The organism is Granulicatella sp. HMSC30F09 (genome assembly GCF_001806915.1).
Lineage (GTDB): Bacteria > Bacillota > Bacilli > Lactobacillales > Aerococcaceae > Granulicatella > Granulicatella adiacens.
In genome coordinates this window covers 1-21,294 of sequence record NZ_KV786419.1, presented here as the reverse complement: position 1 = coordinate 21,294, position 21,294 = coordinate 1, and the positions used below count along the sequence as shown (strand labels likewise).

Annotated in this window: 22 protein-coding genes; 16 read left to right on the top strand and 6 right to left on the bottom strand. The window is 37.6% G+C overall.

Translation table 11 applies throughout. The features are described 5' to 3' along the window. Positions 1 to 32 precede the first annotated feature (32 nt). From HMPREF3103_RS03550 to HMPREF3103_RS03530, 5 genes are all read left to right on the top strand, one after another. Positions 33 to 926 (top strand): DUF2268 domain-containing putative Zn-dependent protease, encoded by an 894-nt coding sequence (locus tag HMPREF3103_RS03550; protein ID WP_070437256.1) that lies wholly within the window; start codon positions 33 to 35, stop codon positions 924 to 926. A gap of 239 nt (positions 927 to 1,165) precedes the next feature. Then, positions 1,166 to 2,257, top strand: a complete 1,092-nt coding sequence (locus HMPREF3103_RS03545) for an ABC transporter permease (RefSeq protein ID WP_070437254.1) — start codon at positions 1,166 to 1,168, stop codon at positions 2,255 to 2,257. Continuing rightward, entirely contained in the window at positions 2,247 to 2,936 is a 690-nt protein-coding gene (locus HMPREF3103_RS03540; protein WP_371440378.1) for an ABC transporter ATP-binding protein, read from the top strand. The genes HMPREF3103_RS03545 and HMPREF3103_RS03540 overlap by 11 nt, the downstream gene beginning before the upstream one ends. A gap of 38 nt (positions 2,937 to 2,974) precedes the next feature. After that, entirely contained in the window at positions 2,975 to 3,658 is a 684-nt protein-coding gene (locus tag HMPREF3103_RS03535) for a response regulator transcription factor (RefSeq protein WP_039849128.1), read from the top strand. Beyond that, complete coding sequence (locus HMPREF3103_RS03530; RefSeq protein WP_070437250.1) at positions 3,651 to 4,703, top strand: HAMP domain-containing sensor histidine kinase; 1,053 nt, start codon at positions 3,651 to 3,653, stop codon at positions 4,701 to 4,703. The genes HMPREF3103_RS03535 and HMPREF3103_RS03530 overlap by 8 nt, the downstream gene beginning before the upstream one ends. Before the next feature lie 130 nt (positions 4,704 to 4,833). On the opposite strand, the gene HMPREF3103_RS03525 is transcribed toward HMPREF3103_RS03530, so the two are convergent. The 3 genes from HMPREF3103_RS03525 to cbiM are packed head-to-tail and all read right to left on the bottom strand — an operon-like array spanning position 4,834 to position 7,333. Continuing rightward, the gene (locus tag HMPREF3103_RS03525) at positions 4,834 to 5,559 is read right to left on the bottom strand and encodes an energy-coupling factor ABC transporter ATP-binding protein (RefSeq protein ID WP_070437247.1); all 726 of its coding nucleotides are present in this window, start codon (positions 5,557 to 5,559) and stop codon (positions 4,834 to 4,836) included. Positions 5,560 to 5,571: 12 nt separating this feature from the next. Then, positions 5,572 to 6,360 (bottom strand): energy-coupling factor transporter transmembrane component T, encoded by a 789-nt coding sequence (locus HMPREF3103_RS03520; protein ID WP_070437245.1) that lies wholly within the window; start codon positions 6,358 to 6,360, stop codon positions 5,572 to 5,574. Further along, positions 6,353 to 7,333, bottom strand: coding sequence for a cobalt transporter CbiM (gene cbiM / locus HMPREF3103_RS03515; RefSeq protein ID WP_070437243.1), 981 nt, complete (start codon positions 7,331 to 7,333; stop codon positions 6,353 to 6,355). The genes HMPREF3103_RS03520 and cbiM overlap by 8 nt, the downstream gene beginning before the upstream one ends. Positions 7,334 to 7,504: 171 nt before the next feature. Between cbiM and HMPREF3103_RS03510 the strand changes: the two genes are divergently transcribed. The 3 genes from HMPREF3103_RS03510 (at position 7,505) to HMPREF3103_RS03500 (ending at position 9,419) form a co-directional block, all read left to right on the top strand. After that, positions 7,505 to 7,777 (top strand): GNAT family N-acetyltransferase, encoded by a 273-nt coding sequence (locus HMPREF3103_RS03510; RefSeq protein ID WP_070437241.1) that lies wholly within the window; start codon positions 7,505 to 7,507, stop codon positions 7,775 to 7,777. A 250-nt stretch (positions 7,778 to 8,027) separates the two neighbouring features. Continuing rightward, complete coding sequence (locus tag HMPREF3103_RS03505) at positions 8,028 to 8,648, top strand: class I SAM-dependent methyltransferase (RefSeq protein WP_070437239.1); 621 nt, start codon at positions 8,028 to 8,030, stop codon at positions 8,646 to 8,648. 3 nt (positions 8,649 to 8,651) lie between these two features. Then, the gene (locus HMPREF3103_RS03500) at positions 8,652 to 9,419 is read left to right on the top strand and encodes a class A sortase (protein ID WP_005606927.1); all 768 of its coding nucleotides are present in this window, start codon (positions 8,652 to 8,654) and stop codon (positions 9,417 to 9,419) included. A gap of 40 nt (positions 9,420 to 9,459) precedes the next feature. Here the strand turns inward: HMPREF3103_RS03500 and HMPREF3103_RS03495 are convergent, their stop codons facing one another. Further along, complete coding sequence (locus tag HMPREF3103_RS03495) at positions 9,460 to 10,347, bottom strand: cation diffusion facilitator family transporter (protein ID WP_005606926.1); 888 nt, start codon at positions 10,345 to 10,347, stop codon at positions 9,460 to 9,462. A gap of 625 nt (positions 10,348 to 10,972) precedes the next feature. Here HMPREF3103_RS03495 and HMPREF3103_RS03490 point away from each other — a divergent pair. Both HMPREF3103_RS03490 and HMPREF3103_RS03485 read left to right on the top strand, forming a co-directional pair. Then, entirely contained in the window at positions 10,973 to 11,419 is a 447-nt protein-coding gene (locus HMPREF3103_RS03490; protein WP_039849122.1) for a flavodoxin, read from the top strand. A gap of 61 nt (positions 11,420 to 11,480) precedes the next feature. Continuing rightward, positions 11,481 to 11,711 (top strand): hypothetical protein, encoded by a 231-nt coding sequence (locus HMPREF3103_RS03485; RefSeq protein ID WP_005606923.1) that lies wholly within the window; start codon positions 11,481 to 11,483, stop codon positions 11,709 to 11,711. A 77-nt stretch (positions 11,712 to 11,788) separates the two neighbouring features. Here the strand turns inward: HMPREF3103_RS03485 and HMPREF3103_RS03480 are convergent, their stop codons facing one another. Further along, the gene (locus tag HMPREF3103_RS03480) at positions 11,789 to 13,300 is read right to left on the bottom strand and encodes a flavocytochrome c (RefSeq protein WP_039849121.1); all 1,512 of its coding nucleotides are present in this window, start codon (positions 13,298 to 13,300) and stop codon (positions 11,789 to 11,791) included. A gap of 496 nt (positions 13,301 to 13,796) precedes the next feature. On the opposite strand from HMPREF3103_RS03480, the gene trpX reads away from it, so the two are divergent. From trpX to HMPREF3103_RS03455, 5 genes are all read left to right on the top strand, one after another. Next, positions 13,797 to 14,831 (top strand): tryptophan ABC transporter substrate-binding protein, encoded by a 1,035-nt coding sequence (trpX, locus tag HMPREF3103_RS03475; RefSeq protein ID WP_005606920.1) that lies wholly within the window; start codon positions 13,797 to 13,799, stop codon positions 14,829 to 14,831. 106 nt (positions 14,832 to 14,937) lie between these two features. Further along, a complete protein-coding gene (locus tag HMPREF3103_RS03470) occupies positions 14,938 to 15,834 on the top strand; it encodes an ABC transporter permease (RefSeq protein ID WP_049555774.1) in 897 nt (298 codons plus the stop codon). Further along, positions 15,835 to 16,617 (top strand): ABC transporter ATP-binding protein, encoded by a 783-nt coding sequence (locus HMPREF3103_RS03465; protein WP_070437237.1) that lies wholly within the window; start codon positions 15,835 to 15,837, stop codon positions 16,615 to 16,617. Positions 16,618 to 16,713: 96 nt separating this feature from the next. Further along, complete coding sequence (locus tag HMPREF3103_RS03460; protein ID WP_070437235.1) at positions 16,714 to 18,261, top strand: ClC family H(+)/Cl(-) exchange transporter; 1,548 nt, start codon at positions 16,714 to 16,716, stop codon at positions 18,259 to 18,261. Between the two features lie 52 nt (positions 18,262 to 18,313). After that, entirely contained in the window at positions 18,314 to 18,574 is a 261-nt protein-coding gene (locus HMPREF3103_RS03455) for a hypothetical protein (RefSeq protein WP_070437233.1), read from the top strand. Between the two features lie 33 nt (positions 18,575 to 18,607). On the opposite strand, the gene HMPREF3103_RS03450 is transcribed toward HMPREF3103_RS03455, so the two are convergent. Beyond that, positions 18,608 to 19,333 (bottom strand): N-formylglutamate amidohydrolase, encoded by a 726-nt coding sequence (locus HMPREF3103_RS03450; RefSeq protein WP_070437231.1) that lies wholly within the window; start codon positions 19,331 to 19,333, stop codon positions 18,608 to 18,610. A gap of 93 nt (positions 19,334 to 19,426) precedes the next feature. Here HMPREF3103_RS03450 and pepF point away from each other — a divergent pair, with 93 nt between their 5' ends. Then, positions 19,427 to 21,235: an oligoendopeptidase F gene (gene pepF / locus HMPREF3103_RS03445; RefSeq protein ID WP_070437229.1), complete on the top strand. Its 1,809-nt coding sequence runs from the start codon at positions 19,427 to 19,429 to the stop codon at positions 21,233 to 21,235. Positions 21,236 to 21,294: the final 59 nt, after the last annotated feature.

The following is a 21,294-nucleotide window of genomic DNA, read 5'->3' as shown; positions in this document are numbered from 1 at the left end:
ACTCCTAATATCAATCAAAGGAGGAATATGTTATGAAATTACATTTAATCGAATCAGACAGTGTTTATAGAGAGCTCTTAACGCTTCCTGTAGATCAAAGAGATGCTTTATTCAAAGAAAAATTATTACTACCCTTCAAAGAAAAGTTTGCTATTCAACGGATTTCATTTGATGAAAGAATTCCATTCAATGTGATGACACTAATGGGGTATATGCACAAGATGCCAAAAGATTTATCTGAAGAAGACCTTCAAATGATAAATCAATTCGATAAAGAGTTTTGGGAGACTATTAAACAAGCCTTTAACCGTTCCGTCGAAAGCTTTACATCGAAAGGAATTTCATTAAAACAACAAGATTACTATGTTACGGCTTTACTAGGAAATGAAGCAAGTCCGATGATGAGGATTAATGAAAATTACAGTGGAGATGGAGGGATTCCAGGGTATATTTTCCTATCCCTGGTACCAAATGAATATACCATCAATAGAATTGCTTCTGCGATGGCGCATGAATGCAATCATAATATTCGTTATCAATTCGTTGATTGGGAAATGGGATCCTTAAAAGAAATGATTGTTGCAGAGGGGCTTGCAGAGAATTTTGCAGAGAAAATGTTTGGACAAGAAAATATTGGTCCTTGGGTCACAAAGAATGATCTTGAAACATTAAATACGATTATTAAACCAAAATTAAAAGACAGTCTTTCTATTAACAATATGCAAGAAGCAATGCCGTATTTATATGGCGATGAAATTACAAAGATGCAAGGTGGTAACCCAGTCGGTCTTCCTTACGCTTCTGGATATACTTGTGGGTACCATCTCATCAAGTACTATTTGAAAAAAACAGGGATGTCTATTGAAGAAGCAACACTAAAAACAGCAGATGAAATTTTAAGTCAAGTAGAAGAATTTTGGAATTAAAGTAAAAAAGAAAAGCAGTAGAAACCCAATCTACTGCTTTTTACGTTATCTGCATCTTCCATCAATTATAAAAAAATCCCGAGTAAGAAAAATAGTCCCCATTAAAAGTCCTCACATAACTCCAACTCAATCAGGATGTGATTTGTGCTTGAAAGCCCTAATTTCCGAAATGATGTCATATTCAGGTCATAAAACTCACGTATACTAGGCTTATGATTTTATAAAGAGGAGAAATTACATTGAAAATAGCATGGAATGAAATTAAATACCAACCGAAAAAATTTATATTAATTGAGGTACTGATTGTTATCATGATGTTTATGGTCATTTTCTTGTCAGGTTTAACGAACGGCTTAGGACGAATTATTATGGCACAAATTGATACATTTGGAGACGTTCAATATATTCTTTCAAAGGATTCAGAAGGGGTCATTCCTTACTCAACTCTTACAAGTTCAGAACTAACGGAAATTGAAGACCTCCATCTAGAAGAGCAGACGGGGCTAGTAATTCAACGTTCTACATTTATGAAAGAGGACGAGGAAGGTTCGCAAGATGTGACGTTCTTTGCGATGGATACGTACAAGAATTTAACCATTAAAGCAGAAGACGGTTATGTAGCGGCGAACTTATCTGATAACGAAGTGATTCTTGATGAATCGTACAAGGCAAAAGGAATTCACGTTGGGGATACCATTAAAGATAAGACTTCAGATATTTTACTGAAAGTCGTTGCTTTTGCCCAAGATGCAAAATATGGACATAGTTCAGTAGCCTTCATTAGTTCTAAGACATTAGAAGAGATGCGTCAGAAGAAAAATCCAAATTACACTTGGCAACCACAGGCCATCATCACAAGCCAAGCGGTAACAGCAGACGATTTATCAGAACAGTTGATGGTATCGAATAAGCAACAAATTATTAATAAGATTCCAGGATATACTGCAACCAATATGATTTTAAAAACAATGACTTGGGTATTATTAATCGCTTCAGCCGCAATCCTTGGAGTATTCTTCTACATCTTAGCTTTGCAAAAACTGAAACAATTTGGTGTGTTAAAAGCAATCGGAATGTCGATGGGAGAAATAACTAGAATTCAACTGTCACAAGTAGGGATTCTTTCTATTATCGGGATTGGCATTGGATTAGGTCTTGCCTTGGCCTTAACGCCATTCTTACCTGTAAGTATGCCGTTTTATATGAAAGCAGAAGATAATGCAGTCATTTCAGTTAGCTTTATCGTTATTTCGATTATTTGCGGAGCATTATCTCTATTAAAAATTAAGAAAGTAGATCCAATCGAAGTGATTGGTGGAAATGGTGAATAAGATGTCAGTGATTGAATTACAACAGATAAAAAAATCATATGCAGATGGAAATCAAATGAGAGATGTTATTTGCGATTTGAATTTAACCGTTGAACCACAAGAGTTTGTGGCCATCCTAGGGCCTTCTGGGTCAGGAAAATCAACGCTTTTATCGATTGCAGGACTACTCCTATCTTCTAATAGCGGTCAAGTAATTATAGGGGGACAAAATCTTACGAATTTAAAACAAAGTGAATGGACGAAGAAGAGACTTGAGTTATTAGGCTTTATTTTCCAGGATCATCAATTATTGCCCTATATGAAAATTGGAGACCAATTAGAAGTAGTAGCAAAATTAAAAGGTGAGAAAGACGCTTCAAAACGAAAAGAGGAAGTCAAAGGATTATTGGCAGAGCTAGGTATAGAGAATTGCTACGGTCAGTACCCAAATCAAATGTCAGGTGGTCAAAAGCAGCGTGCTGCGATTGCTCGTGCCTTTATTGGGAATCCGCAATTAATATTAGCGGATGAGCCTACCGCAAGTCTTGATCCTGAAAAAGGAAAAGAAATCGCGCAATTAATTCAGCGTGAAGTGAAGTCTAAACATAAGAGTGCTATCATGGTGACTCATGACCGTTCAGTGCTTGAGTATGTAGATACGGTTTACGAGATGAAAAAAGGGAAGTTAGTTCGTCTGTAAGCATTTATGCTATAATGTTCCAGAAAGAAGGTGGAGCTATGTTTAGTATATTAGTTGCTGAAGACGATCATGCGATTCGCACATTGATTACGACCAAGTTAAAACAAGAAAACTACACGATTTACGTTGCTGAAAACGGAGAGGAAGCTCTCTCGTTAATGGAGAAGCATCAAGTCGATTTATTAATTTCTGATATTATGATGCCCGTGATGGATGGATACGCTCTTGTAAAAGCTTTACGAGAAACGAAGCATACTTTACCCATTTTAATGATTACGGCAAAATCTCAGTTAGAATCTCTGGAAGAAGCTTTTAAGTTAGGCGTCGATGACTACATGGTGAAGCCGATTCGTTTAACTGAACTTGTTCTACGAGTACAAGCCTTACTTAGAAGAGCTCAATTAGAAACAGAGAAAGTGTTGCTTTTTGAACATACACGACTTGATTACAATGCATTAACTTTAACGGATTTAGAGAGAGATGAAGTCTATCAAATCCCTCGAAAAGAATTCTATTTACTCTATAAATTACTCAGTAATCCAGAAAAAATATTTACTCGTTTGGATTTATTGGATGATATTTGGGGGATGGAAGAGGACCTTGACGAAAGATTAGTAGATGCATGCATTAAAAGGGTCCGACAAAAATTTAAAGAGAATAAAGATTTTGAAATTGTAACGATACGAGGATTAGGGTATAAAGGGACGATTAAAAATGGATAAACAAAAAGAAATACAATTTCCTCTCAGAAACTATTTCGTCTTCATGTTTTGTAGTGTCTTAGTGAGCACAAGTATTATTGGTTTAATGACTGTTTTTGTCCTAAAACACTGGTTTATGGTAGAGGTTAGCTTCCAAACATGGTTAATTATTTTTAGCTTAGTCATTATTCTCGTAGGGAGTCTTGCCATGTGGTATGGGTCTGTTCATTTAACGAAACCTATTTCAGAATTGAATGAATCTGTTAAGGCCATTTCAAGAGGAGATTTTAACCGTAAGATTCCTCTCAAGCATTATCCTAAAGACACTGCTAAATATCACAATGAATTGGCTCAGCTTTCTCAACATGTGAATCAGATGGCCGAGGATTTGAGACGTAGTGACGAACATCGATCTGCGTTTATTGCTAATCTTTCTCATGAACTGAAAACACCAATCGCTTCTCTTGTAGGAGTGAGTGACTTATTAGCTGACGAAAAGCTTGATGAATCTACTAGAAAAGATTTGACAGGTATTTTGCGTTCAGAGAGCCTTCGTCTAAGTCGTTTATGTGATGGAATCGTCACATTGACAAAGATGGAACGTGATTTTGAACCAAAGAAAAAACCACTTCAACTGGATGAACAAATCCGTCATGCAGTGATTTTGATTACGGAAAAGTGGAAGCAAAAAGAGATTGACTTGACCTTTACGAGTCAGCCCGTTCATTGTGTGACGGATCCAGATTTAAGCATGCAAGTGTGGACAAATTTGCTGGATAATGCAGTAAAGTACTCTTCGGATAGTGTACATTTGATGATTGATATCCAAGAAGAGAAGGATACCGCTAGAGTCACGATTGCTGATAATGGAATTGGAATGAGCGAGGAAGATCAACGACATATTTTTGAACAATTTTATCAAGTGGAACATTCTCATGTGCAAGAAGGGAATGGCTTAGGATTAGCGATTGTAAAAACAATTGTAGATCAACTGGGTGGAAGTATATCAGTTGAAAGCGAGATTGGAAAAGGGAGTACATTTCAAGTAATACTGCCAAAACAATGAATTGTTGAAGTTAAAATAAAAGATCCCGAAATTCACTTATAAGTGAATTTCGGGATTTTTTATATACTGTAGAAAAGTTTATAATATAGGGCTAAAAAATCGAATGTATCAAAAATGATACATTCGATTTTTAACAAGTAGTAAATGCTTTTCTTAGTTCTGGATGGTTTTCCCAATCCATTTTTGAATAGCTAGTAGTAATCGTATGTTCTTCTGAAAAGAGAAGGACACGTTCAACGATAGAGGCAATTTGATCGAAATGATGAGAGGAAATAATCATCGTTTTTCCTGCTGTTTTTAACTCTTGTAGTAATTCCACAATGAGGCGTTGGTATTTAGGTGAGAGGCCGTTAAAAGGCTCATCAAACAACAATACGCTTGGATTCATCGTGAGCACGCTGGCTAACGCCACGAGTTTCTTTTCCCCGCCTGATAGGTGATAGGGAATGCGGTCCCTTAGGTGCTCGATTTCTAAAAGCGCCAGCGTATCATTCACTCTCTGTTCGATTTCTTCTTCAGTTAATCCGAGTTGACGTGGACCAAAGGCAAGTTCTTCAGCAACCGTCGTATTGAATAATTGGATATCGCTATTTTGGAAAATTAAACCAACTTGTTGATATAAGTGACCAGCATTACTTGGCTCTTTTAAGAATTCTGCATCCACCGCCCAATCGTTAAATTGGTATTGTCCAGAAGAGAGAGGAAGTAACCCAACCAAAATTTTAAAGAGTGTAGATTTACCGGCTCCATTTGGCCCCATTAAAGCCACTGTTTCGCCTTTTTCGATATGAAGGTTGATGTCGTGGATTCCAATGTCTTCGCTGTAGTGATAATTTCCATCTTGAATTGTAATCATAAGCGTTCCTTTCTAGCGTAGCACGGTTGTTACAACAACCAGCACGATTAATTCGAGTAATAATAAGACGTCCTCTTTCTTCCAGTGGAAAGGGACTTTATTTTTGACATCCATTCCGTAACCTCGAAGCGTCATGGCCTCGTAGACTTCTTTAGTGTGGTTTTTCGATGATAAATACAAGAGCCCAAGAATCGATCCAAATAACCCGAGATTTACTTTTTGTCCGATGGTTCGCAATTGGACGCATTCGATTTGTTGCTGTAGATTCTTTCCGAGGATATAAGTGTATTTCATCGAGAGTTCGATTGTTTGAGTCATCGTTTTAGGAAAATGTAACTGGCGAAGAGCTTCAACGAGTTGAACGCTTGTCGTTGTGGCTAAAAAGAGCGCCAAGTTTAAGACCAGAATTCCTGTGCGGCCAAGGAAGAGGCCACTGTTCTGGAAGCCTCTTAGAAGAATGCTTGGTAAGAGGACAATCGCTGTAAAGATAAGTACGCGAGTGAGAACTTTCCATAGACGGAAGAGCGCTTCACCTGGAAGAAAGGCGATATGCGCTAATAGGAAAATCGATAAAATCCATAGTTGGATAGTAGAGTGACTGAGTGTGATCAGAATGGCTAAGCACACAAAGTAAACGAGCCGCATTGAGGACGAAGATTTCGCCTTCAATGCGGGTGTCGTTTGCTTCATTTTGCCAAGGAGACGGCGCAATGAGTTGATATTCATTTGTAAATATTGATGGCTTTTTGAAGAGGCTGCGAGTGCTTCTTCGGTTTGTAGCCAATCAGGTAGCTTACGCATGAGATACTTTTGCTCCATTCATTGATCGAATCATTTTTCCTAAAATATAGAAGATTAATAGTGCAGTGATGGCCGATAAAATATAACCAACTGCGATGTTTGTCCCAGGGATGGTGTAGTCACTGAAGAGGGCTTCGAATGAAAATCCATTCTCGATTCCTGCTGGGACATTGGTCATCATTTCAGCAAGTTCTTCAGAAGACCATTCTCCAAAAGCAGTACCTTCTGCTAATAATCCTAATGGACTTAACACAACTAAGGCGATTAAGACATAGCGGATTTTCTTCACGAAAGAAGTCGTATTGACTGAAGTTGGTGTGTACAATTCTTGTGGAGCGACTTGTTTTACGAAACGATAAATCACATAAGTAAAGAAGACTTCTACGGCACCGGCAATCGTTAAGTGAGTTGCCATCATGACAGGAATCGTAACTGCTAATCCATAAGGGTTATACAGTGGCTCTCCTCCTTGAGTGGCAATGATTGGTTGGATTCCAAGTTCAATGGCTGTTAAAAATGCCGCCACATTGATCCCTACGTAAGAACCAACGAGAACTCCGGCTGTTTCATGGTTTTGTTTACGGAAGAAATTGTAAACAGCATATCCGGCAAATGGCATTGCAATCGCCATGTTAAAAATATTTGCGCCAAGAGCAAGAATTCCTCCATCTCCAAATAGAAGAGCTTGTAAGAGAAGAGCGACGGTCAACGCCAGACTTGCGGCATACGGTCCAATTAAGATTGAAAGTAACACGCCGCCAACAGCGTGAGCAGTTGTACCACCAGGGATTGGAACATTAAACATCATTAATAAGAAAGATAATGAAGCAGCGATTCCAAGCATAGGCGCTAATTCTTTATTCTCTTTTAATTGAGCTTTTACTTTCGTAATGGATAATCCCACTACTGGTGCAGCAGCAACTGCTAAAACTGCACAAGTTGTTGGGCTTAAATAATTATCGGGTATATGCATAACAAATTCTCCATTCTTAAAAATAATTTCTGTTAACAGAATACCATAATCAAAAAAATGACTTCGTTATAAAATAGGTATAACAAATGTTACTATTTTCGAATCACATTCTTCGATTTCTATCTCATTGAGTCGTATACTAGAGATAGAACTATAAAGGGGGAGTCGTTAATGGAATTTGTTCAAGAAAATCAAGCGTTTAGACATTATAATGCTGCAGGAGAAGTGGATGCAGAAATTACATATACTCCGGAAGAAGAGGGAGTGATTGTGGCAAATCACACTTTTGTAGATCCTAGTCTTCGTGGGCAAGGGGTAGCACGTCAATTGGTAGATCGTTTGGCTGTATATGCGAGAGAGAATAATTTAAAAATTCGACCAACTTGTTCCTATGTAGTCGAATTATTCAAAAAAAGTACTGACTACGACGATATCAAAATATAAAAAAAGTTTCATTTTAAAAAAATTCAAAGTAAAATTCACAAAAAATTCAAAAGTAACCTCTATAATCTATTCATACCCAATAAAACACCTAAGGTTTACTTCTCCCAAATAAAAAAATGAACTCCCAACATTTTTTTATTAGTAAACCCTCCTAACCTTTTCCCGCTGTTCCCAAACAGCGGGTTTTTTTGTTTTGGAAAAAAGGTGATTTATGCTAGTATGAAGAAAGATACAAAAAAAGGAGATACTCATGAATCAAAATCACTATTATACACAGCAACCAAATAGTAAGAGTCAAGAGAAACATTTTCGTTATGTTTTAAAAGGATTCTCTTTCCAGTTTGTTAGTGACAATGGAGTGTTTTCAAAGAATACCATTGATTTTGGAAGTCAGTTATTGATTGAGTCTTATGAAGTTCCTTCTTCTTTTCAGGAAGGAAAACTGTTAGATGTTGGTTGTGGTTATGGTCCAATGGGTTTGTCTTTTGCAAAGGCCTATCCGAAGATGCATGTAGAAATGGTAGACGTCAATGAACGTGCACTCGAATTAGCTAGACGTAATGCTAAAGCGAATGGGATTGAAAATGTATTGATTCACGAAAGCTCGATTTATGATGAAATAAATGCGAAGGACTATTCTGTCATTATTAGTAACCCGCCAATCCGTGCAGGAAAAGAAGTGGTTCATCGTATTTTAGAAGAGGCATATGACCATTTAATAGATGGCGGCCAACTAGTCATCGTAATTCAGAAGAAACAAGGTGCTCCAAGTGCGCAAAAGAAAATGCTGGAAGTCTTTGGAAATGTAGAGCGTATTGCTTTAGATAAGGGATATTGGATCCTTGTGAGCACAAAAGAGAAAGAGGATTGATGTATGGAAAAAATAGAAGGAAGAAGAAATAGTCGAAACCAACAGCAGAATCATAAGCCAAAGAAAAAATTCAACTGGAGAATCTTTTTGGCGTCAATTTTATTTGTGATTGCTGCCATCTTGTTAGCTGCGGATCCGATTCGTACATTCTTATTATCTAGACTACAAGCAGAACAGTCTGAAATCAATTCTTCGTTAACATTGTCAGCGGTTAAAGCCAATGAATTGCAAGAAGCGGAATTTGACTTTTCTAAAGTAGAACCGATTGATCTAAATCAAGTCTTAAAAGCCAATATGAAAAAAGGGACATTTTTAACACTAGGACAAATTGCAGTTCCAAGTGTGAAATTGAATTTACCGATTTATAAAGGTTTAGCAAATGAAGTCCTTCTCTCAGGAGCCGGAACAATGAAACCCACACAGAAAATGGGCCAAGGAAACTACGCATTAGCGAGTCATAATTATTTCGGAGATATGACTTTATTATTCTCACCTCTTGTCAATTTAAAGGTAGGAGATAAGATTTATACAACAGATTTAGAGTATGTGTATGAATATGAAACAACGTCTGTAGAATTAATCGAACCAACACGAGTGGAAGTCATTAATGACCAACCTGGTGTTACAGAAATTACTTTAATTACATGTGATGATTACAATGCGACAAAACGTTATTGTTTTAAAGGAAAATACGTTTCAAAGACTCCCGTTAGCGAAGCAAGTGATTCTGTAAAACAGGCGTTTAACTTGAACTTTAATACGATTCAATAATAGAAAATCCCAATCTCTTCAAAAAGAGATTGGGATTTTTTTACTCATAAGGATACGGTTCGACATGAATATCGATAAATGAAATAGCAAACTCGTTGTAAAGCTCTTTTTCAATAAATTCCGTTACTTGATGACTTTTGAAAACTGTTAAGGCTTCGTCCATACACACCGTTAAGTCAATATAAATATTCGATCCATAACGACGGGCTTTGATTTCACGAATATCTTTAACTTCGGGATGACGTAGGATAACTGGAATATATTTATCTAGTTCAGTTTGATCGAAGCCATCTGTTAATTGGAAGGCACTCTCAGAAAATACTTCGTAAGCAGTGCGGACAATGAGAAGACCGACTACGAAAGCCATGATGTTATCGAGCCAGTGTAAGCCAAGAGAAGCAAATAACACCGCTAAGGCTGTCAAGAAACTGGTCATCGCATCGCTTAAGTTATCTTTAGCGGTTGCCTTAAGTCCTAGTGATTGAATGCGTGCTGCCAGATTTTTGTTGTAGAAGTATACACCAATCATCACAATCCCTGAGAAGAATCCAACGACAGAAGAAATGAGTGAAGGAGCCTCCGTTACTGGGTTAAGGAATGCTTGGAAGGCATTTCTGACGACTTCAATCCCGATAAAGAACATGATAAATGAGGTCGCAAGGCTAGCAATTGTTTCGAATTTCCAGTGGCCGTAGGGGTGGTTTTCGTCGCTTGGTTTTTGCGACAAGCGTAACCCTACGAATACAAGAATTGATGAAATCACATCTGTAAAGTTGTTCCAACCATCGGCAAACAGGGCTTCGGAGTTGAAGAGTTTCCCAACGAACAGTTTTGCTGCGGATAAAAAGATATATGTGCCGATACTTAAAAGGGCTCCGCGTTCGGCTTGTTTGAGGCGATCCGTTGCTGATAATGGCAAAATTGTCATCTCCTAAAAATAAATTCGTTTATTATAGTAAAACTTTTGAAAAAGGGGTGCAACAGATAAAGTATACCTAAAAAAACTCAGTGAATATGGTGGCTAATTCAATTCTTTGGAATCCTTACGGATTATTTTTATCATTACCATAATAGGATACCGATTCGAGTCTTCGTCTCTCATCTTTCAATCTTCAAAGTAGGAGTAATGAGCAAGCTCAAACTCCTACTAATTCATCTTGAATATCATTCCCTATTATGGTGATGATAAAATCCGTAAGGTCCAAGAATTGATTTACTAGCTATTCACCTTCGTGAAATGGACCGGTGCCAAGATGTAATGAGTGCTGCTCACAGATTTTTTGAATCGTTACGGATGATTATGATAAAATCCGTAAGGTCCAAGAATTGATTTACTACGTATTTACCTTCGTGAAATTGAAAAAGTGCAAAGAGTTAATGTGTGCTTCCCACTAATTTTTAAATTTGTAAAGGATTATTATAGGAGTGCTTGAATAGTTTTTTAAAGTTTTCGATGTTTAGTATAGAGACTTCATTATTTTTGTCAGAAACAATAGACGGAGTTTTGTGGATTTGTTATAATCGTTGTATTGAATGAGAAAGAGAGTGGTATCATGGCAACAGCATTGATCGTATATGCAAGTTTAACAGGTAATACAGAAGAGATTGCGGATATTTTAGCAGAAGCATTAGAAGAACGTGGAGTAGAAGTAGATGTGAAAGAATGTACTTCAGCACAAGCAAGCGAATTCCATAATTATGATATTAATGTTGTCGCAACATATACTTACGGAACAGATGGCGACTTACCTGATGAAATCGTTGACTTCTATGAAGAATTAGAGGAAGAAGATTTAACAGGAAAAGTATACGGAGCGCTTGGCTCAGGAGATACTTTCTATGATAAGTTCTGCCAATCCGTATTAGATTTTGATGCTCAATTTGCAAAAACAGGTGCCAAAAAAGGTGCTGAAAATGTCTTAGTAGACTTAAACGCTGAAGCAGAAGATATTGAACATATCCAAGCTTTCGCACAAAGCCTTGTTGAAGCTTTAGCATAATTGAAAATGTTGGCTACCTTAGACCATTCGTTTAGGGTAGCTTTTTTATTGGAGGAAAAGGATGTATTATACCGTACAACAAACTGCAGAGAATCTGGAAATCGAATTAGGGTATCTCATGCATTTAATCCAAACAAAGCAAGTGAAGACGGTGGAAGTGGATGGAGAGGTACTCTTGAACAGTGCGCAGTTCGACTTCTTCTTGAAACAACGGGAACGTCTCTTAGAAGAATATCAAAAGTACTTGGATGAACCAATCCCAGAAGATATTGATATTAAGGATGAGGATTAGTCTTTTATAGCTCACTTCATAAAAAAACTCTGAAGCACAGCTTCAGAGTTTTTCGTTTTTGTTCAATTGGAAATTAATTAGTTTTCTTTTGCATATGCAGCAGATTGGGCACCTGCTTGACGACCAAAGATGATGATATCAGCAACTGCGTTACCACCGATACGGTTTTCACCGTGAACACCACCTGTTACTTCACCAGCTGCATACAGACCTTGAATCGCAGAACCGTCTTCTTTAAGAACTTGAGCTTTCGTATTAATCTTCAATCCTCCCATTGTATGGTGGATACCAGGAGCAATTTGGATTGCGTAGTAAGGACCTTTAGATAAGTCATGATCCATTGCTGTTTTACGGCCAAATTCAGCATCGTTCTTATCGGCAACAGCTTTATTCCAAGTTTCTAAGGTTGCTTTTAAAGCATCAGCAGGAACATTAATCTCTTTTGCTAGGGCTTCAATCGTGTCAGCTTTTTTCACTAGTCCACGTTTTTCGTAGAATTTAACAGCTTTAGCACGTTCAGTTAAAGCAGAGTCAAATACTAAGTAAGCATATTTTTCTTTTAATCCAATAATTTGTTGAGAAACTTTATCACGAGTTTCCATTTCATTATAGAAACGTTTACCATCTTGGTTCACAAGAATAGCACCTTCACCACGAACAGATTCAGAAATCAATGTTGAAGTAGATTGTTCTACTGTTGGGTGAATTTGAATATCTTTCATATCTACTGTAGCAGCGCCTAATTCTTTTGCTAAAACAATTCCGTCACCAGTAGAACCTTTTTGGTTTGTAGTAACAAAGCCTTTTAATTCTGGTTTGTATTCAGTAACCATTTCCATGTTTGCACCAAATCCACCAGTTGTTAGAACAACTGCTTTTGCAGAGACTGTTTTTTCTTTACCGTCAATAGTTACATTAACTCCAGTTACTTTACCGTCTTTTTCATTTACTTTTGTCACTACTGCATTGACGAATAATGGAATTTCTCTTTCAGAAACATTTCGTAATAATCCATTTACTAAATATTCACCAACAGCTGAACCATCAGCAGGGCGGTGAGTACGTTTTTGACTCATTCCACCAGTAGTTGTTAAATTGCTTAGTGTAATTCCCATTGAATCTAACCAATCGATGGCACTAGCTGAATTATCTACTAAGTAACGAAGTAGTTCAGGGTTGTTAGTTCCATGTCCACCTTTTAGTGATTCTTCATAGAATTTATCGTTAGAATCTTGAATTCCTTCTTTTTCTTGGAATTTCGTTTGAGAAGCATTCATACCAGCTGAAGATTTTGTAGTATTTCCTCCTGCAGTTGGCATTTTTTCCAAGATGACTGGATTTAAGCCAGCTTCTTTAGCTTGGATGGCTGCTGAAAGACCAGCACCCCCTGAACCAACGATGATAACATCGTAGCTTTCTTTTAATGTTGAAGGATCTGCGTATTTTTGAGCAGAAGCACTTGCAACAGCTTCAGCAGTTGTAGTAGTTGTTTCTTTAGCTGAAGACGAAGATTGTGAACTATTATTTCCGCATGCTGCTAGTAATAGTACGGAAGATAAAGCTAAACTAGCTATAATTCCTTTTCTCATTTTCATTCTCCTTTGTGAAAAAAATGTTTTATTAATTTCCTTTGATATAATAGCACAGATTTAAGAAAACCTCAATAAAAAATAAAGAATTGTTTAAGAAATAACAATGTGTTCATAGATATTGATAAAAATAAAAGATCATCTTTTTGAAAAAAATAGTTGACACCGAGGACATTTGCGTTCATAATGAACACATCACTAGAAAAGGAGTTAAGAACATGGCAAACATTTGTATCGTATTAAAATTAAATTCGCGTTGGCAAAGCCACTAGATACAGGTTGTTCTTAACGTACATTTGTACATGTAGATACAACCTTCATTGACGTGAACTTGTATCTATGTGGAATTTATCTTTTAAAGCAAACTCGACCACGTAGATCTATAGACTAGAGCTGACGTGGTCTTTCTATTTGTATGAGAGACTCGTAGTGGAATACGTAGTCTCTTTTTTTAATAGAGTTTGCAATATCATATTCAATTTTGGAGGAATTCATCATGAAAAAGAACAAAGGCATTTATTTATTCGGAGTATTATTAGTATTAGTAGTGATAGGAGCACTATTCTTCAATCAATCAGGCGATAAAAATAAAGATACAAATACAACTAACACTTCATCTACACAAACAGAAAATGTTAAAATTGGGGTATTACAATTACTTAGCCACCCAGCTTTAGATGCCATCTATAAAGGGCTACAAGACGAATTGAAGAACGAAGGATACGAAGTTGGTAAAAACTTAGAAATCGACCTTCAAAACGCGCAAGGAGACCAAAGTAACTTAGCCAGCATGTCTGAAAAATTAGTTTCAGGCGGAAACAACATCTTAGTAGGGATTACAACTCCTGCGACTTTAGCGTTGGCGAACAATACAAAAGAAACACCAATTATCATGGGTGGGATTACTTATCCAGTTGAAGCAGGCCTAATCGCAAGCGAATCAAAACCAGGAAACAACATCACAGGGGTGAGTGACCGTACACCAATCAAACAACAATTAGAAATCATGAAACAAGTTCTTCCTAACATGAAGAAAGTGGGAATCCTTTACACTTCAAGCGAAGATAACTCTGTGAAACAAGCCGAAGAAGCGCAAAAAGCAGCGAAAGAATTAGGCCTAGAAGTTAAAGTATCAACAATTGCAAACACAAACGATATTCAACAAGTAACTGAAAGTTTAGCAAGCCAAGTAGATGCCATCTTCGTTCCAATTGATAACACAATCGCAAGTGCAATGGCAACAGTCGTTCAAGTAACAGATGCAGTTAAAGTGCCAGTATTCCCATCAGCAGATACAATGGTTGCTGATGGTGGAGTATTAGGAGTAGGGGTTGACCAATACCAAATCGGTGTAGAAACAGCTAAAGTAGTTGTAAAAGTATTAAAAGGTGCAAACCCAGCCGATACACCAATCACATTAGCAAACAAAGGTGTTGTTTATGTCAACGAAGAAAAATCGAAAAAATTAGGCATTACAATTCCAGAAAGTATCTTAAAAGATGCACAAAAAGTAACACCAACAATTAAATAAGATAGTTTAGAAACGTTGATATGATAACGACTATATGATGTGGTGATTCATACACAATATGACTTAAACGTCATAATGATCGTTTCAGAGGAGGATTTTTTTCGAAATGGATTTAGTAATTTCTTCGATTTCTCAAGGGATATTATGGGGCGTATTATCCCTAGGGTTATTCATTAGTTTTCGAATTTTAAATATTGCAGATATGACGACAGAGGGGAGCTTTCCTCTTGGGGCTGCCACTTGTGTGATTTTGATTCAACAAGGGGTAAATCCATTTTTAGCAACGCTTGTAGCCATGATTGCTGGGGCGCTTGCTGGTGGAGTGACGGCATTTCTGATGACTGTTTGTAAAATCCCAAGTTTATTAGCAGGGATTTTAACAATGACGTCACTCTTATCAATTAACTTACGTGTGATGGGGAAAGCCAATATCACACTGCTTGGGCAAGATACCATTTTTAGTGTCCTTTCAAAACTGGGCTTACCAAAGTATTTTGACATCATCATTATGGGGCTTGTCGTGATTGGGATTTTAATCTTCTTGATGTATTGCTTCTTCAAAACAGAATTTGGACAAGCGCTGATTGCAACAGGGGACAACGAAAAGATGGCGCGTGCACTTGGAATTAACACGCGTAAGATGACAGTATTTGGCTTGATGCTTTCCAATGCACTCATCGCCTTAGCCGGTGCGATTTTAGCGCAAAATAATGGATACGCAGATGTGAACTCAGGTCTTGGAACCATCGTTATTGCTCTAGCTGCGATTATCATCGGTGAAGTGATTTTTGCGGACGAGTCCTTCGTTGGACGTCTTGTCTGCATTTTGTACGGATCGATTATTTATCGTTTACTATTAATGCTTGTGTTATTACTCAATGTCTTCCAAGCAAATGACTTCAAACTTATCTCAGCAGCACTGATTGCCTTCTGTTTAACAGTGCCACAAATAAAGAGCTGGATTCAGCAAAAAAGCACACGTCATAGAAAGGGGGAAAACTAAATGAGTATTGAAATTCAACACTTATCTAAAACATTTTTCCCTGGAACATCTCGTGAGCATAAGGCGCTAAAAAACGTCAGCTTATCGATTCAAGAAGGGGACTTCATTACGATTGTCGGCGGAAATGGTGCTGGGAAATCGACTTTCCTAAACGCGATTGCCGGTAATTTTGCTTTAGATGAAGGAACGATTTCGTTTGGAGGTCATCAAATCGAACAGACTGCGGACTTTGAACGTGCGGCTTATATTAGTCGTGTCTTCCAAGACCCAATGCAAGGGACGGCTCCTCGGATGACAGTTGCTGAGAACTTAGCCTTAGCGAATCGGAGAGGTCAAAAACGTAGCCTCTTTAAAACGTCTTCTAAAGAAGAATTGCAACAATTCGAAGCCTTACTAGCCCCGCTAGGACTTGGCTTAGAAGACCGTCTTCATACAGAAATCGGACTCTTATCAGGCGGACAACGCCAAGCCATTTCACTCCTCATGGCAACGATGAACGCTCCGCAACTATTACTATTAGACGAACATACAGCAGCGCTTGATCCGAAAACACAGCGCAAAATTATGCAGAAAACACAAGAAACCATCGAAGAAAAGAACTTAACCGCGCTTATGATTACACACAATCTATCTGACGCGATTCATTTTGGAAACAGACTCATTGTCATGCATCGTGGCGAGATTGTACGCGATTTTTCAAAAGAGGAAAAAGCAGCATTAACAGAGGAAGAACTATTCCGTTTAATGAATGCTCTTGATGAAGCAGACTTACAAGGTGAATAAAATAAAGGAAGAAGTGAAAGAATTTTCATTTCTTCCTTTTTTTATGGGCAGACTTTGATATAATGAAAGAGAATAAATTGTAAAGGATGAGTGCGAGTGGAGTTTTGGAGTCATTTGAACCCTCGGAGATACCGAAAATCAGGGTATATTGCTATTGGCGCATTAATCGGAGTCCTAGCAGGAAGTGCGGTTAGTTTATTTAGATATATGATTGGCTTTATTTTAGAACAAGTAGTGACCGTCTATTCGTTTTTAAGAGAACAACCGCAATGGATTCCGGCATGGATTCTCTTTAGCCTTGTAATGGGGGTTATTTTAGGGCAGATTGTAAAGAGCGATCCTGATATAAAAGGGAGTGGGATTCCACAAGTAGAATTACAACTTCAAGGAAAGATGGATATGAATTGGTGGTCTGTCTGTTGGAAGAAATTCGTCGGTGGAGCGATTTCGATTGGCTCAGGACTCTTGCTTGGACGTGAAGGTCCTTCGATTCAATTAGGAGCATCAGTTGGCCAAGGAGTGGCAGAGACCTTTAAGGCAAATCGTGTACAGAAGAATGTATTTATTTCCAGTGGAGCTGGAGCTGGACTAGCCGCAGCGTTTAATGCTCCGATTGCTGGACTCATGTTTGTATTAGAAGAAGTTCATCATACTTTCAGTCCACTTGTCGCCGTGACAACTCTAACAGCAGCAATTGTGGCTAACTTTATTTCATTAAATGTATTTGGGACGCATCCATCGCTTAACCTTGGGAATGACCAACGTTTTCCGATGGAATATTATGGGTATGTTGTCCTTCTTGGCATTGTCCTTGCAATTTTTGGATTAGCGTACCATCGTCTCACATTAGCTTTGCCAAAGATTTACAAGACGCTTTTCCCAAAAGTGGCACCATATAATTACTGTCTCATTGCCTTTATGTTGATTATTCCTCTTGGAATGTGGAATCCGCATGTGTTAGGTGGAGGTGGTGAGTTAGTATTAGCACTCGTTAAAGAAAATCATACTGTACAATTTTTAGTGGGGCTATTTGTGATTCGTTTTGTCTACTCAATGATTTCATACGGAACAGGACTTCCTGGGGGAATTTTTTTACCGATTCTTTCACTTGGAGCTCTTCTTGGGTTGGCATATGCTGAATTCCTCATTGAATTTTTAGGGGTAGATCCAAGTGTTCGTGTTAGCTTTGTGTTCTTTGCGATGGCAGGGTATTTTGCGGCGATTGGGAAAGCGCCCCTAACAGCTTTACTTCTTGTAACAGAAATGGTGGGAGGCTTAAACCAATTAATGCCGCTTGGAATTTGTACTTTAGTGGCGTATATTGTGGCTGACTTCTTGAAGATGGACCCAATTTATGAAGTGTTAGCAGAACGTTTAGATAAAGAACATTCTACTACTACCAAAGGAGAACGAACGACTTTTGAAATTCCAATTATGGTGGATAGCTCGCTGGTTGGAAAAGCCATTCGAGAAGTGGAGTGGCCAAAAGAGATTATTATTGCAACCATAAGACGTGGTGCAAAAGAAATAGTGGCAAAAGGAGATACGATTCTTCTGTCTGGTGACATCTTAATCGTTGTGTGTGATGAAGGTATAGTGGGTGCAATGACCGAACAAATGACCAAAATTGCAAGTGCCATCTAGAGATATTTCAAAATAAATGGTATACTGTTGAAAAGTCAAGAGGTGAAGATGAATGAGTAACTCAGGGAAAAATTTTCAAAGAACATTTAACCAATACGTCAGAAGAAATCAAGGTTGGGTATTTATTATTCTAACGCTCGTAATAATATTTTTATCAGTATTTATCTTCCGAAGTTTCTCGAAAACGACATCAACTCCATTAGAGAACTATCAAGATCAAATGACGAAAATGCAAGAACAAATTAATTCTCAAGCGGAGAAGATTCAACTCCTCGAAGAGCAAATTAAAAAATTACAGGAAAACACAAATTAGAATAAACACCTAGATACAATCGTAAGAAGGTATCTAGGTGTTTTCGTTATTGAGTTGATCAAAAATATGATGTAGTTTTTTCTGCAATTTATTAAACTTTATGTCGTCTGGTTTCTTTCCATTTAAATAGAAGGAGTAAGGAATTTCTATTTGTAGAGCTTGAACACGTTCTTGTTTTCCAAATGTGGCAACAATACATCCTCCTAAAAAAGGAGTATCTAAACGAGTAGGGAGGTCTTGTTCTTGAAAGAGAGCTTCTATTCTCTGAAGGGAATTCTTACTGATAGAAGTCTGTTTCCTGCTCCCAAGTATCATTTCATGAGAAGGAAAAAGCGAATCATCATAACTGTGTAAATCTAAAAGAAAAACCTGTTGATGAATGCTCAATTTTTGAGTTAAGAGCTCTTGAATTTTACGATAGTAAGGCTCGTAATAATCTTGAATCCATTGCCTTTGCTTCTGTTTAGAAGGGAAGTTTTTAAATAGAGGAACACCTTCTTCATCCGTCCTTGGAATAATCGGTTGAATGGAGTGTTTCTGTGTCGGCTTAAATCTATTCACATCAACAATGTATCTAGAAACAGTAGCTTGGATGATTGTATAAGAATTAGAATCGACTAATTCAGGAAGAAACCAATCGGTATGATTTCGTTTGGCAAGTGGATTACAAAGAATTTCTATTTCTTCTGGAATATGGAGCCCACTATGAGGAATAGACAGTAAAAGAGAACTATTAGAAAGTTCGTTTTGAATATACAAAGAGCCACCTGCTTTCGATTTTCTAATAGTCCTAGTATAGCAAACGATAGGGAGATTGTGTATAATTGATACTAACTGAAAAGGAGTGAAATTATGGCTGAAATTAAATTAGTACCAAGAAGTGAAGTAGATCCTTCTATTACATGGGATATGACTTTACTTTACCCAAGTGACGAAGCATTTTATGCAGAGTTGGACAAACTAAAGAAAGAAATGAAAGCTTTCAAAGAAAAATATGAAAATAAATTAGGAGATTTAGAAGTATTAGATGAAGCGATTCGCCAATATGAATCAATCGAATTAGCAGTATACCGCGCTTCTCATTATGCAGAACTCCCAATGACGGTTGACCGCTTGAATCCGAAAGTGATTGAAAATGCGACAGCATTTGAAGCAGTCAGCGTATCCTATGCGGAAAATATGAGCTTTGTAATGACAGAACTCATTTCATTAGACGAAGATTTCTTAAATCAATTCGTAGCCAAGAAGAGACCAGACTTAGCCTACTTTGTTGAAAAAGTGATTCGTCAAAAGAAACATACGCTCTCAAAAGATGCAGAACAAGTGTTATCAAACTTAAGCAGCTTACCAGGTTTCTACCAATTATATGAAGTAACAAAACATGAAGATATGCAATTCGAGTCATTTGAAGCAAATGGGAAGACACTTGAAAATAGCTTTGTATTATACGAAAACTTGCACGAAATGGACGCGGACAAAGAAGTGCGTCGCGCTGCGGCTAAGAGCTTCTACAAGACGTTAAACGCATATAAAAATACACTTGCCAATGAATACATTTCTCAATTGAAGAAAGAAAAAATGATGGCAACAATGCGTGGATATGATAGTGTGATTGACTACTTAATAGACGAACAAGATGGGAATCGTGAATTATACGACCGTCAAATTCGTATGCTGATGACAGACTTAGCGCCTCATATGCAACGCTACATTAAATTATTAGCGAAAGAACACGGCATTTCTGATATGCAATTTATGGATGCCAAAATCAACTTGGATCCAGAATTCGAAGTGGATATGACAATTGAAGAATCTCGTGAATACTTGAAGAAAGCTTTAGGTATTCTAGGCGAAGACTACAAGGCGATGATTGACGAAAGTTATGACAAACGCTGGACAGACTTCCCACAAAACATTGGTAAGAGCACTGGTGGATTCTGTGCGACTGTTCCTAACGTTGCCGGATTTATCCTATTATCATGGACAGGTAAAATGAACGAAGTGTTCGTGTTAGCGCACGAATTAGGGCATGCATACCACTTCATGTCAACAGGGAAACATCAATCGATTTTAAACAATGAATGTTCATTATACTTCGTTGAAGCTCCTTCAACATGTAATGAAGTGATTGTTTCGAACTACTTACTCAAGACAAGTACAGACGCTCGTTTTAAACGTTGGGTGATCAGCAATATGATTAGCCGTACGTACTTCCACAACATGGTAACGCATTATATGGAAGCTGTGTACCAAGATCGTATTTACAAGATGATTGATAATAACGAAATGTTGAATGCGGATGTATTATCAAATGTGAAAAAAGAAGTGATGCAAGAATTCTTCGGAGACAGCTTAGTTGTCAATGAAGGTGCAGAATTAACTTGGATGCGTCAACCGCACTACTACATGGGATTATATCCATATACGTATTCAGCAGGGCTTACAATCGGTACTGCAATTGCCAACCAAATCGAAGAGAATCCTGAACACGCTAAAGTGTGGTTAGATACTTTATCTAAAGGTGGAAGCATGTCTGCCAAAGACTTAGCGATTCATGCGGGTTGTGATGTTTCAACAGATGAACCATTAAAACAAGCCATTGCTTACGTTGGACATTTAGTAGACCAATTAGAAAGCTTAACAGCAGAATTAAAAGCATAATCATAGTAAATAAAAAACGCGCTACAATTGATATGTACCCAGAATCCTGGACACATTTT